At 44.9% G+C, this 12,088-nt stretch carries 15 protein-coding genes; 6 read left to right on the top strand and 9 right to left on the bottom strand.

From position 1 onward, the window contains the following. Positions 1 to 11 precede the first annotated feature (11 nt). Positions 12 to 941, top strand: coding sequence for an SPFH domain-containing protein (locus tag ACGHEH_RS20770; protein ID WP_390449406.1), 930 nt, complete (start codon positions 12 to 14; stop codon positions 939 to 941). A gap of 65 nt (positions 942 to 1,006) precedes the next feature. Here the strand turns inward: ACGHEH_RS20770 and ACGHEH_RS20775 are convergent, their stop codons facing one another. After that, a complete protein-coding gene (locus tag ACGHEH_RS20775) occupies positions 1,007 to 1,879 on the bottom strand; it encodes an EamA family transporter (RefSeq protein ID WP_390449408.1) in 873 nt (290 codons plus the stop codon). 454 nt (positions 1,880 to 2,333) lie between these two features. Here ACGHEH_RS20775 and ACGHEH_RS20780 point away from each other — a divergent pair, with 454 nt between their 5' ends. Continuing rightward, the gene (locus ACGHEH_RS20780; RefSeq protein ID WP_390449410.1) at positions 2,334 to 2,717 is read left to right on the top strand and encodes an MAPEG family protein; all 384 of its coding nucleotides are present in this window, start codon (positions 2,334 to 2,336) and stop codon (positions 2,715 to 2,717) included. Between the two features lie 7 nt (positions 2,718 to 2,724). Here ACGHEH_RS20780 and ACGHEH_RS20785 read toward each other — a convergent pair whose 3' ends face one another. From ACGHEH_RS20785 to ACGHEH_RS20820, 8 genes are all read right to left on the bottom strand, one after another. Continuing rightward, a complete protein-coding gene (locus ACGHEH_RS20785) occupies positions 2,725 to 3,408 on the bottom strand; it encodes a pseudouridine synthase (RefSeq protein ID WP_390449413.1) in 684 nt (227 codons plus the stop codon). 8 nt (positions 3,409 to 3,416) lie between these two features. After that, entirely contained in the window at positions 3,417 to 4,316 is a 900-nt protein-coding gene (locus ACGHEH_RS20790; RefSeq protein ID WP_390449416.1) for a dTDP-4-dehydrorhamnose reductase family protein, read from the bottom strand. Positions 4,317 to 4,342: 26 nt separating this feature from the next. Further along, positions 4,343 to 5,047 carry an HAD-IA family hydrolase gene (locus ACGHEH_RS20795; protein ID WP_390449419.1) on the bottom strand — a complete coding sequence of 235 codons (705 nt, stop codon included), beginning with the start codon at positions 5,045 to 5,047 and terminating at the stop codon, positions 4,343 to 4,345. A gap of 45 nt (positions 5,048 to 5,092) precedes the next feature. Next, entirely contained in the window at positions 5,093 to 5,959 is an 867-nt protein-coding gene (gene xerC, locus ACGHEH_RS20800; protein WP_390449481.1) for a tyrosine recombinase XerC, read from the bottom strand. A 75-nt stretch (positions 5,960 to 6,034) separates the two neighbouring features. After that, positions 6,035 to 6,643 (bottom strand): DUF484 family protein, encoded by a 609-nt coding sequence (locus tag ACGHEH_RS20805; protein WP_390449421.1) that lies wholly within the window; start codon positions 6,641 to 6,643, stop codon positions 6,035 to 6,037. Between the two features lie 48 nt (positions 6,644 to 6,691). Continuing rightward, a complete protein-coding gene (gene dapF / locus ACGHEH_RS20810; protein ID WP_349285329.1) occupies positions 6,692 to 7,522 on the bottom strand; it encodes a diaminopimelate epimerase in 831 nt (276 codons plus the stop codon). A 96-nt stretch (positions 7,523 to 7,618) separates the two neighbouring features. Further along, positions 7,619 to 8,872, bottom strand: a complete 1,254-nt coding sequence (lysA, locus tag ACGHEH_RS20815; protein ID WP_390449424.1) for a diaminopimelate decarboxylase — start codon at positions 8,870 to 8,872, stop codon at positions 7,619 to 7,621. 1 nt (position 8,873) lies between these two features. Beyond that, positions 8,874 to 9,056 (bottom strand): lipoprotein, encoded by a 183-nt coding sequence (locus ACGHEH_RS20820; protein ID WP_138568812.1) that lies wholly within the window; start codon positions 9,054 to 9,056, stop codon positions 8,874 to 8,876. A gap of 121 nt (positions 9,057 to 9,177) precedes the next feature. Between ACGHEH_RS20820 and cyaY the strand changes: the two genes are divergently transcribed. The 4 genes from cyaY to hemC are packed head-to-tail and all read left to right on the top strand — an operon-like array spanning position 9,178 to position 12,081. Next, on the top strand, positions 9,178 to 9,498 hold the full coding sequence (gene cyaY / locus ACGHEH_RS20825; RefSeq protein WP_390449426.1) for an iron donor protein CyaY: 321 nt from the start codon (positions 9,178 to 9,180) through the stop codon (positions 9,496 to 9,498). Beyond that, a complete protein-coding gene (locus ACGHEH_RS20830; RefSeq protein ID WP_390449429.1) occupies positions 9,498 to 10,151 on the top strand; it encodes an alpha/beta hydrolase in 654 nt (217 codons plus the stop codon). Before cyaY ends, ACGHEH_RS20830 begins: the two co-directional genes overlap by 1 nt. Positions 10,152 to 10,167: 16 nt before the next feature. Then, positions 10,168 to 11,121 carry a DUF2914 domain-containing protein gene (locus ACGHEH_RS20835; RefSeq protein WP_390449432.1) on the top strand — a complete coding sequence of 318 codons (954 nt, stop codon included), beginning with the start codon at positions 10,168 to 10,170 and terminating at the stop codon, positions 11,119 to 11,121. 21 nt (positions 11,122 to 11,142) lie between these two features. Continuing rightward, positions 11,143 to 12,081 carry a hydroxymethylbilane synthase gene (gene hemC / locus ACGHEH_RS20840; RefSeq protein WP_390449435.1) on the top strand — a complete coding sequence of 313 codons (939 nt, stop codon included), beginning with the start codon at positions 11,143 to 11,145 and terminating at the stop codon, positions 12,079 to 12,081. Positions 12,082 to 12,088: the final 7 nt, after the last annotated feature.

Here is a 12,088-nt window from a genome sequence, read left to right on the forward strand (position 1 = left end):
AAAGGTGAAGCATGGAATACAATAACTTACCTGACATCAGCACAAACTTTTTTAAGAAAAAGGGCTTGTTTGGTAGTGCTGCGGCGGCAATCGGTTTGCTGATTGTTGCAAATGGTGCGTTTTATACCGTCGACGAAGGGCATGTGGGTATTATCAAACGCTTTGGTGAAGCGACCGAGCAAGTTAACCCAGGTCTGCATACCAAGGTACCCATTGTCGATAGCGTTGAGATGCTAGAGATCCGCACACGTAAAAATGTCGAGAAATTACGTGCCGCGACTCATGAACAAATGCCAGTAACCGCAGAGGTCTCAATTAACTGGACGGTGATCCGCGCAGAAGCGTTCGATTTATTTAAAAGTTATGGTGGCTTAACGCAATTTGAAAACCGTATTCTCGATCCTAAACTTCGCTCAGCAACGAAAGATGCTTTAGCACGCTATAAAGCCGAAGAGCTTATCCAAAACCGCTCTCAGGTCATTGCTCGTATCGAAGAGTTACTACTGGAAGAAATGAAAGACTATCCGGTGAAATTAGACTCGGCGCAAATCGAAAACTTAGAGCTTCCGCAAAAGTACATTCAGTCTATTGAAACCAAGCAAACAGAAAAGAACCTTGCGGCAGCCGAAAAGCACCGTTTAGAGCGTCAAAAGTTAGAAGCGCAGCGTGAAGTGAATACGGCACTGGCACAACGTGATGCGGCCAAAGCAAAAGCGGACGGCCAAGCATACGCAATTAAAGTAGAAGCCCAAGCCGAAGCTGAAGCCATTAAATTAAAAGGTTTAGCAGAAGCCGAGGCAATACTGAAAAAAGCAGAAGCGATTAAGAATAACGCAACCCTAGTTGACTATATGCGTGCTCAGCAATGGAATGGCCAAATGCCAACAACCATGATGGGCGAAGGGCAAAGCGTACTTTGGAATATGAATAAGAAGGACTAATTTTTTGTTATTAACAAAAAGGCTCATCATGGATGAGCCTTTTTGCGTTTTAAATAGCAGTTTGGCTAAGTCATCATCACCAAGATAGCCGCAATGGCGATTAGGGCTAGCCCGAGTCCATCGCGTTTTTTTACCGGTTCTTTTAACCAGAAAATCGACAGCAAGATGGTAAAGAACACTTCAACTTGCCCAAGGGTTTTCACATAAGCAACGTGTTGTAAGCTCATGGCACTAAACCAACCAATGGAGCCAATACAGCTAGTAAAACTGATCGCACAAGTCAGCGGTTTGTGGCTCAGTAAAGTGCGCCAAGTGTGTGACTCTTTAATGCTGATATACGCCGACAACATAATAGTTTGGGTGAGTAATACAAAGAGTAATACCCAAGCGGCACTGTGTGGAAAAGGCAAACCTGATGCGATACTCGCTTCTCGTACCCAAAGAGAAGTAAGCGCAAATGCGGTGCCCGAGGCTAAGCCAATAAGTGCCGTTTTGGGGTTGAGGTTTTTTAAGGTAAAACCACTCAGAAGCAGCACAGCTAGGCCACCGACTGCAACACCTAACCAGCCTAATAGCGATAACGTAGAGCCAAAGAACAACATGCCCAAAATGGCGGCGACTAAGGCTTCACTTTTGGCAAGTCCTGCGCCGACGGCGTAATTATTTTGCTTAAAGAGCACCACCATGAGCGCAGTGGCGGCAATTTGCATAACACTGGCTGCAAATACGTAAAATAAAAAGCTGTTATTCGGTGATAGTGTTTCTGCAGGCTGCCATTGGTAAAGACCAAATAAATAGAGTGCTGCGAGTGGGCTGGCGAGTAAAAAGCGGGCGAGGGTGACACCTGCGACACTCGCATGGTTACTCAGCTTGCTTTGCAAGGCGTTACGCCATGCTTGCGAGAAGGCGGCTAATAGCGTGAAAGCGATCCAGGTCATAGGGTACCAAGTTGTTATTGTTAATAGATTTATCTAGTGAGCAAGGCTGCTCACTCACGTCGTCTAAAACTGCTTATATTTGACAACACTATATCGTAATAACCTCCTTGTTTTGTCAGCATTTTTAAATAATGAATATTTATCATAATCATTGATCACGAATTGCTGATTTTGGGCATTTATTTTTATTATCTAAAGCATCATCTGAAAATATAAAGCTCAGAAAGGACAAAGTTTAATAGAGATTTTGAAGCTCGAATGGCAAGCAACTAAGCTGCGACAATCTGTCGCAGTGTATTTTTTATTTTTGTGCGTATACTCGGTATCAGATGCTACAAAATAATTCGCCGCCTGCTTCTTAGGTGGCTTTTTTTTGTCTATCGTTTTGTGCTAGCGTGCTGTCTTGAGTTAAAAATATTTTAACTATGAATATTGTCAGTTTGGAGTTAATAAAATGACTACGCTACTCGCTTGCGCTTTTATCGCCATGTTACTGCCTTATTTGGCAAAAGCGCCTGTTGTCATCGCGATGAATCGATTAGGTGGTTACGATAATCGACACCCTAGAGCACAACAAACGCAACTTACCGGCTTTGGTGCTCGCGCTTTGGCTGCCCATCAAAATAGCTTTGAAGCACTAACTGTATTTGCCGTCGCATTAGCAGTGGTGTTGGGCACGAATACCATAAACGAGACCACACAAACTTTGGCTGTCACCCACATTATTGCCCGTGTTGCTTATTGCGTATGTTATTACCTTGACTGGCATATTGCCCGTTCATCGGTGTGGCTGGTGGGGTTAGTCAGTGCCTTGGCTATGGTCGTGGTGTGCTTTTAAAAAAAGACTAGAGTAACTCATCTAAGGTGATGGCTTGGTAGGTGTTTTCGCTTACTTCATTTGGGTTTAACACATAGTTGGCAATACGCACTCGATATAAATCTATCACCTTATAACCACAATGTTTGGCCATTTTTCTGATCTGTCGATTTAGCCCTTGTTTAAGAATGATTTTAAAGCGGGTCTCATTCACCAAAGAAACCTCACAGGGCAGAGTGATTTGGCCATCAACAGGCACGCCCGTTGCCATTTTTGCACAGAAATCGGCATCAAGGGGCTTATCGACTTCGACTAGGTATTCTTTTTCTTGATGGTGATCTGGGTGGATTAACTGATGGCATAATTCACCATCGTTTGTTAGCAGTAACAAACCTCTAGAGTCTTTATCTAAGCGACCAATTGGGTAAACACGCTCACCTTGCGGTAGGTGATGAACAAGGCTGTTTGGATCTTCAGGTTTTAGCTTACAGTCTATCCCAACAGGTTTATGGTAAGCGTAGAGCACCTTTTTAGCCGGCCCTTCAAGCTTCTCGCCCTGCACAATGATCTCATCAAGTTCATCAACGTGATCGATGTGATTTGCAGGTCGGCCATTCACCGTCACTTCACCTAAGTCAATTAAACGGGAAGCCTGACGGCGGGAGCAAACTCCCGCATGGCCAATATATTTTGCAAGGCGTGTTTTAGACATCGGGTTGTTTATTTATTGATATGTGCACGAATAATCTCAGCGATCGCTCTAGCAAACCCGCGCTCATAGTGAATACCCATAGCTTTTAAACGTTTATTTTCAAGAGCACAGTTATATGGGCGAGGAGTGCCATCGTTGGGTTGACCCAATGGCTGCAATAAACTGCGGTCATAGCCAAGTGCATCGGCCATTAAGCATGCCATTTGGTACTTAGTCATTTTCTGAGTGCCAGAAATATGAAAAATACCACCTAATTTGTCAGCTTGCTGGACTAAGTCACGAATACTCATGGCGATATCGGCTACATGAGTTGGGTAGCGGATCGCCCAGTTGTCGTGACTTGATGGTACTGTGGCACTGAGTTGTTGTGCAAGTGTGGTGACTGCTGACTCGCCTAAATGCGTAACATCACCATATAAAACTGGCACACGGATCACGCTATGGGTTTTCGCAACCGCTAACACGGCCTGTTCTGCTTGCTGCTTGCTTTGTCCATACAGATTTAGAGGGTTCGGTGCGGCATTTTCTAAATAGGGAGCATCTTGGCCGTCGAACACATAGTCGGTACTGATTAAAATCAATTTGGCGCCGATGGCTTCACATTGCTCGGCTAAAAATTTTGAAGCAGCGACATTCAGCGCGATGGCTTGCTCTGGCTTGTTGCTGCAAATATCTGGGTTGCGCTCAGCGGCAGCATGGATCACAATTTGTGGTTTGTGCTCAATTAAGCTGTTTGCAACTGCTTGTTGGTCATGTAAATCTAATTTGATGATGTTGCCTTCAGCGCGGCTAAAGCCAGTGCCAACGACATTAAAATGCGGGGCTAACTCAGTAAGTAAGGCACGGCCAAGTAACCCTGTCGCACCTGTGATCATAACCTTAGTGGCGTGTGTCACTGTTTGTTCCATAAATAATCCCTGTGTTTGTTTTATTCTTATTTTGTTAAAAGCGCCAGCTGCATAATGTCAGTTATTTCAATATCAGCAAGCCCTTTGTAGTTGTATATACAATCTTGGTTATCGAGCCAAACACTATAACAGCCTGCATTATTCGCACCCTGTACGTCGGTATCAAGGCTATCGCCGATATGCAGAATGTCACTTGGCTTTACTTCTAACAGCGCGCAGGCTTTATCAAATAAAGCGCGACTCGGTTTAGCTTCACCGTGAGGACCGGCCTGTAGCACTAAATCAAATTCGCCTTTTAAGTTAAATTTGTCGACTTCAACGTTGCCGTTAGTAATGGCGATGAGGGTATATTTTTCGCGAAGTTGCGCTAGCAGCTCAAGTACTTCATCACTAACCACAATATTGCTGCGCGCATCGGCGAATGCTTTGTAAGCCGTGTTTGCATACTCTTGCGCTTGTCTGTCAGAAAACCCCAATTGTGCAAAGCCATACCTTAATGCAACCTGACGCCATTTCGTCACATCACTCTGAAGTTCAGGCTGTGTTTTACCAATATGGTTGCGACACTCACGCCAATAATCTGGGCCTTTAGCATGCCACTGCTCAATAGTAGCAAGGTAATCAAACTGTGCTTGAAGTGCCGCTTTGATTATCGGGTGATTGTTATAAAGGGTGTCGTCTAAGTCAAAGCTTAAAACTTTAACGGGCATGATAGCTCGGTTGAATCGCATTAAATGGCTCCTTTGAGGTTATGCGCATTATACGTAAATAAGTGGTTATTTGGATTTTTTCGCTCTTGGGTGTGCTTTGTCGTATACCTTGGCGAGATGTTGAAAATCGACATGAGTATAGACTTGGGTTGCTGACAAACTACTGTGCCCGAGCATTTCTTGTACGGCGCGCAGATCACCACTTGATTCCAGCATGTGACTCGCAAATGAGTGGCGTAGTTTGTGCGGGTGCACTGGGGTACTAATACCTTGTTTTAGGCCCCAATCTTTCATACGCTCATGCACATGACGGGTTGAGATACGGCGCTTTTGTTTACTCACAAATAAGGCGGGGTCGCCTTCAATGGCAAATTGTGGGCGTAGCTTTAACCATGCCTCTAATGCGGCGAGGGCTTTACTGCCAACGGGGACAACGCGCTCTTTACTGCCTTTACCCAGTACGCGAATTTCTCCTTCGCGAATATCATTTAAGTTGGCATTCACCAGCTCGCTAACACGCAAACCACTTGAATACATCAACTCCATCATGGCTTTGTCGCGCACAGCGAGGGCATCGTCTTCAGGTAATTCTAATAACTGCGCCATTTGGTCGACATCGAGATTCTTTGGCAGTGGTTTTTGAAACTTAGGGCCTTTTATGCCTTCCCCTGGGTTGATTAAAGTTTGATGCTGTTGATGTTTGGCTTTTAAAAATTTATACAGACTGCGAATGCAGCTAAGCTTCAAATTAATACTACGAGGATTGTACTGCTTGCTGCGCAGTTGCATGCTAAAACGTCGAATATGGTCGGGGGATACACCTAGCCAATCATGGCAGTCTTGCTGAAATACTAAAGCGGCTTGTATAAGTTGACGTTTATACTGTCCTAAAGTGTGTTCTGAGTATTGCTTTTCATGACGTAAATAAGCCATAAATGCATCGATTGGCTGAGAAAATTCGTCTTTAAGTTCATTTTCAGAGGCATTGAACTGACTATTCACAACGGGCTATCCAAGTGCTGCTATTCTCAGTTTTAAGCCTGCTAAAAACTCTTGCATCAACAAGTCGTCGTTATTAGGGCAGAAGTGCGCAGGGTTGTCACTGGCAAAAGCCAATACCGCATCACTGTCGTCAAGTTGATACAGTGCCACAGAGCCAGTGCTCGGGGCTTTATCCCAGACGCTATCTAATTGCTTTGGCGTGCGACCTAAGTATTGAGGTTTATCTTCAAGTGTGGTGTTTAGGGCTTGGGTTACTTGTTTGGGCTGAAAGAGCAGCTCTGTCGCTGAAATATTAGGTGTATTGGCAAACGCTGTTTGGATCACTTTAGAGATTTCATTCAAGGAGTTAGCCTGCCAAATCTGGCGCTGGCAATCGCTCAGTGTTTTGAATATCTGTTCATTGCTGTGTGCAATTTTAGCCATTCCAGAGAGCTGCTTTTTTAATGCTTGGTTTTGCTCTCTTAATAAACGCAACTGTTGCAGGGCTAAATTCGGTAAGCCTTGGCTTTTGCTGAACAATTCTAATTCGAGTAACACATAAGGGTGATGCTGAAAAAAGTCGGGGTTGCGTTTTAAGTAGTCGCAGACTTGTTGCTCTTGATCTGTTTGCTTCATGTTAATTACTCCGACTTTTTATTTTGAGCGCACTCTATAGCTGATTCTTTACAGAGAAATTTGCCCATCGAATACGTGCTCAGCTGGGCCTGTCATACGTACTGGGTTGCCTTCGCCTTGCCAGCGTATTTGTAATGAACCGCCAGGTAAATCAACGCGCACTGTGCTGGCTAATTTCTTTTGCATTATACCCACAGCTACGGCTGCACACGCACCACTGCCACAGGCTAGAGTTTCGGCAGCGCCGCGCTCCCAGACTCTCAGTTTAATGTGTTCAGGGTTGATGATCTGCATAAAACCCACGTTGGCTCGTTCAGGAAAGCGTTCGTGGTTTTCAAGTAAAGGCCCTAATGTCTCGACTTCAGCAGTATTCACGTCGTCGACTTCTAATACACAATGGGGGTTGCCCATAGACACTACGCCACAAAAAACCGTACTTTCACCGGCGCGAAGAATATAAGTAAGCTCTGGCTTTTTTGCTTTAAATGGCACACTGCTCGGCGCGAAGTGTGGGTTGCCCATGTTTACGGTGATTTGGCCGTCTTTTTCAGTATACAGGGTAATGTTGCCGCCCTTAGTAGACACTGCGACCTTATGTTTGTTGGTTAGACCCTTCATGCGCACAAAGCGTGCAAAACAACGAGCGCCATTGCCACATTGTTCAACTTCGGTGCCATCAGAATTAAAAATACGATAATGAAAATCGAGATCGGGTGAATAAGGCGCTTCAACCATGAGTAGTTGATCAAAACCCACACCGAAGTTGCGATTAGCGAGTTTCTTGATTTGGTCGCGTGATAAAAATACATTTTGAGTGACGTTATCAACGACCATAAAGTCATTACCCAAACCGTGCATTTTAGAAAAATTTACAAACATAATGTCTTAATGTAACTCCAAGCTGCTACTACTTTGCCATGGCAATTATCAAAAGCCCAGTGATATCCACTGGGCTTAATGCAGGAATGTGCTTCTTTATGGCAGTAATTGCTCGCCTTGCCAAAGCGAAGTGAGCGTCTCGCGCTGGCGAACCAAATGACTCTCATCGCCATCTACCATGATTTCAGCCGCACGAGGGCGCGAGTTGTAGTTTGAGCTCATGGTAAAGCCATAGGCACCGGCACTGCGCTGTGCAAGTAAATCACCGGCTTGAATGGCAAGGGGTCTATCTTTACCTAAGAAGTCACCGGTTTCGCACACTGGACCCACCACATCATAATTTTGTGTCGGCGTACCATCCGCGCGCGGCGCAACAGCAATGATGTTTTGCCATGCTTGATATAAAGACGGTCGTAGCATGTCGTTCATACCCGCATCAACAATTGCGAAGTGTTTGTCTTTAGTTGGCTTAATGTATTCGACTTTGGTCACTAGAATACCGGCATTGGCGGCAATAGCACGCCCTGGCTCAAAGACTAACTCTAGATGAGGGTAGTTTACTAACTTAGCTTTCACCTCTGCGGCATAGGCACTTGGGTGAGGCGGCTTTTCACTGTCATAAGGTACGCCTAGACCACCGCCAATATCTAAATGTTCAAGTTCGATGCCTGCGGTTTTTAGCTTATCGACCAAAGCCAAGACTTTATCTAGTGCGGCTAAGAATGGCGCGACTTCGGTCAACTGTGAGCCAATATGAAAATCAACACCGATCACTTCAATGCCTGGCAATGCATAGGCTTTTTGATAAATATCGAAGGCCTGATTGATGTCGATACCAAACTTGTTTTCTTTTAACCCAGTAGAAATATAAGGGTGGGTTTTAGCATCTATATCTGGATTCACACGAATAGACACGCGTGCAGTTTTATTCAGCTCGCTGGCAACATGACTGATACGCTCAAGCTCGGCTTCTGATTCAACGTTAAAACATTTGATGCTTTGTACTAGAGCAAACGCAATTTCTTGTGCAGTTTTTGCAACACCAGAGAAAACCACTTTGCTGGCATCGCCACCGGCCTGAAGAACCCGCGCAAGTTCGCCTTGCGAGACAATATCAAAGCCAGCACCTTGTTTGGCCAAGACATTTAACACAGCCAAATTCGAGTTTGCTTTAACTGCATAGCAGACTAAATGCGGATGGCCGTCAGCGGCATCAGTAAATGCATGATAGTGACGCTCTAGGGTTTTGCGAGAATAGACATAACAGGGGGTACCGTATTGCTCGGCGATATCTGCGACAGAAACCCCTTCAGCAAACAGCTGATTATTTTTGTATTCGAAAAAATCCATCTTACTTTTCCTCTTGCTGTTGTTTCTGTTGGTCTTGCTTTGGTTGTTTACTCGCAGGTGTTTGGTTATCTTGTTGCTGTTGCTCTGGTAAATAGAGCACGCCACTTTGGCCACAACCAGTCACGAATAAGCTGGTAAAGATGACCAAAAATAATAAGCTTGTGAATGAGGGGTTCGCTTTCATTAGATTAATGATGTCAGTGCCTTTATAATCGCAGAGTAACAGAATTCATAGAAAATGCAGCTATTGGGGCTGTGAAATTTAGTCATAACTTATACAACCGTGCTTATTGAAGGATGCCGTGATGACCGATCATGAATACCACGAACTTGCCGACGCGTTAATGTTAACCATTGAAGAGCAAATTGATGACTGTGATGTTGATTTAGACTATGAGTCTCAATCTGGCATTTTAGAGATTATTTTCCCAGATAAGAGTAAGATCATCATCAATAAACAAGCACCACTTCATCAAGTTTGGGTTGCAACTAAGTTTAATGGTCACCACTTTGAGCTACAAGGCGAACAGTGGATCGATAATCGTTCGGGTGCAGAATTCTGGCAATTTATGAGCGAAGCGGCGACTAAGCAAGCTGGCGCACCTATAGAGTGGCAGCACTACTAATGCTTGAATTTGTAGAATACCCAGCACAAAGCACGCATAAAGCGTCGATCATTTGGTTACATGGTTTAGGTGATTCAGGCAATGGCTTTTTACCTATAGCACCAGAACTTGGTTTACCCGAAGAGCTTGGCGTACGGTTTGTTTTTCCTCACGCGCCAGAGCAACCGGTCACCATAAATGGTGGCATGGTTATGCGCGCATGGTATGACATCAAGTCTTTTGATCTAGATAAAAGAGCCGATGAAACAGGTGTGAGAGACTCTTCTGCTCAAGTTGAAGCTTTAATTCATGCTGAGTTAGACAAAGGTATACCTGCCGATAAAATCATCTTGGCTGGTTTCTCTCAAGGTGGGGTGATAGCCTTGCATTTAGCACCGCGTCTTAAGCAAAAGCTAGCCGGTGTGATGGCGTTATCGACTTATATGTGTGCGCCGCAAAAGCTTGCATACGAGGCTGTGCAAGCCGAGTTAGATATTTTCATGGCGCATGGCTCGCAAGATCCAGTCGTGCCTATGATGGCAGGTCGCCAAGCGTTTGATACGCTCACCACACAAGGCTATTCGGTATCGTGGCAAGATTACCCAATGGCACATCAGGTATGTGCTGAAGAACTAACCGCAATTCGCACTTGGCTGCTTGAAAAACTGGCTTAATTAAACGGAGCAAAACATGTCACAGAAGATTGTCATAAAAACCAGTGTGAGTAAGACACCTGTCCAACCGCAAACTGTGCATTATCAGTGGCATTGGCGACGCATTTTTATGGCAGCTAGCATGTTAATGCTGACCGCTTTGGCTATCGTGTATGGCTTGATGAATTCAGTAAATGCCGATGAAGTGCAAAATATTGAAATGGTTGAGCCAAGCAAAGTCGTTATTTCAGAACCAGAACTTGTTACAGACACAGCACAACACGAGTTAGAAAATGATGTTGCTGCTATCTCTGAGCCAGAAACCGAGGTGATTGCCGAAGAAGCCATGGCACCTGTGCAAACTGCTGCAGCAGAGCCTGAGCGACAAGAACCAGTGCAAAACGCGGCGTCTGTTGATAACCAAGCAGATATTGAAACAGCCAGTGCAGTTTTAACTGAACAAACAGATACGCTGCAAACCCTTGATAGCGAGTCTGAGCTTGCGCAATCCACTGATGGAACACTCGTTGATGAAGAAGTAATTGAGACAGTTGCAACCTCTCCTGAGGTTGAGCAAGATACACAAACATCATCAACGCAGTTTTCAGACAACGCGAAAGTGACTTCAGTGGCGCTAGGTGCACAAATTGATGTGCAATTTATCAGTCGTGCTGTATTGACTACAGGCATTAGTGAACGTGAGCCGGTTGATGTGCTAAAAGACTCAATTGAGCAAACTGAGTTTCAAGAAAAACTATTTTTCTTCACAGAGGTGCGCAAGCTAAAAGGTCAAACTATTAGTCATTTATGGTTTCATCAAGATCAGTTAATGGCAGAAATCCCATTGACGATCAGCGCAGACCGCTACCGTACTTATTCAAGCAAAAACATCATGCCAAGCCAAACAGGTCAATGGCGTGTTGAAGCCGTAACTGAGCAAGGCGAGTTACTGGCACAAAAAACATTTCGAATTATTCCATCGGCGCTTTAATCGCGTCCAACAGGCAAAAGCATGACAGAACAAGCAAATATTTTACGTATCGCAACCCGCAAAAGCGCACTGGCACTGTGGCAGGCAGAATTTGTGAAAGCCGAACTAGAGCGTTTTCACTCAGACCTTACCGTTGAGCTGGTGCCAATGTCGACCCAGGGTGACATTATTCTGGATACGCCACTGGCAAAAATCGGTGGTAAAGGGTTATTCGTAAAAGAGCTTGAGCAAGCCATGTTAGATGGCCGTGCCGATATCGCGGTGCATTCAATGAAAGATGTGCCTGTTGAATTCCCTGAAGGGTTAGAACTTAACACCATTTGTGAGCGTGAAGATCCGCGCGATGCGTTTGTATCAAACAAATACAAAAGCTTAGATGAACTGCCGCAAGGCGCAGTAGTCGGTACTTCGAGTCTACGTCGTCAATGTCAAGTACGTGCATTGCGCCCAGACTTAGACATTCGTGACTTACGCGGTAACGTAAATACCCGTTTAGCTAAGCTAGATAACGGCGATTATGATGCGATTATTTTGGCTGCTGCTGGTCTACTTCGTTTAGAAATGCCTGAGCGCATTGCTGAGTTCATTGAGCCAGAAACATCGTTACCAGCCAATGGTCAGGGTGCAGTAGGCATCGAATGTCGCAGTGATGATGAGCGAGTAAAATCATTGCTTGAACCGTTAGAGCACACTGAAACACGTATTCGCGTGCTTGCAGAGCGTGCCATGAATCGTCGTTTAGAAGGCGGTTGTCAGGTACCAATCGGTGCTTATGCAATAGTAAATGATGAACAAGTACATATTCGTGGCCTTGTTGGTGCAGTTGATGGCTCTGAAATTTTACGCGATGAAGTATCAGGTTCAGTCGAGCATGCCGAGCAGTTAGGCGTTCAGCTTGCCGAGCAGCTATTAGCGCAAGGGGCTGACCAAATTTTAGCTGAAGTATATAGAGACGCGTAATAAGGTT

Origin of the sequence: Pseudoalteromonas sp. MTN2-4 (assembly GCF_042848605.1) — a bacterium.
GTDB lineage: Bacteria > Pseudomonadota > Gammaproteobacteria > Enterobacterales > Alteromonadaceae > Pseudoalteromonas.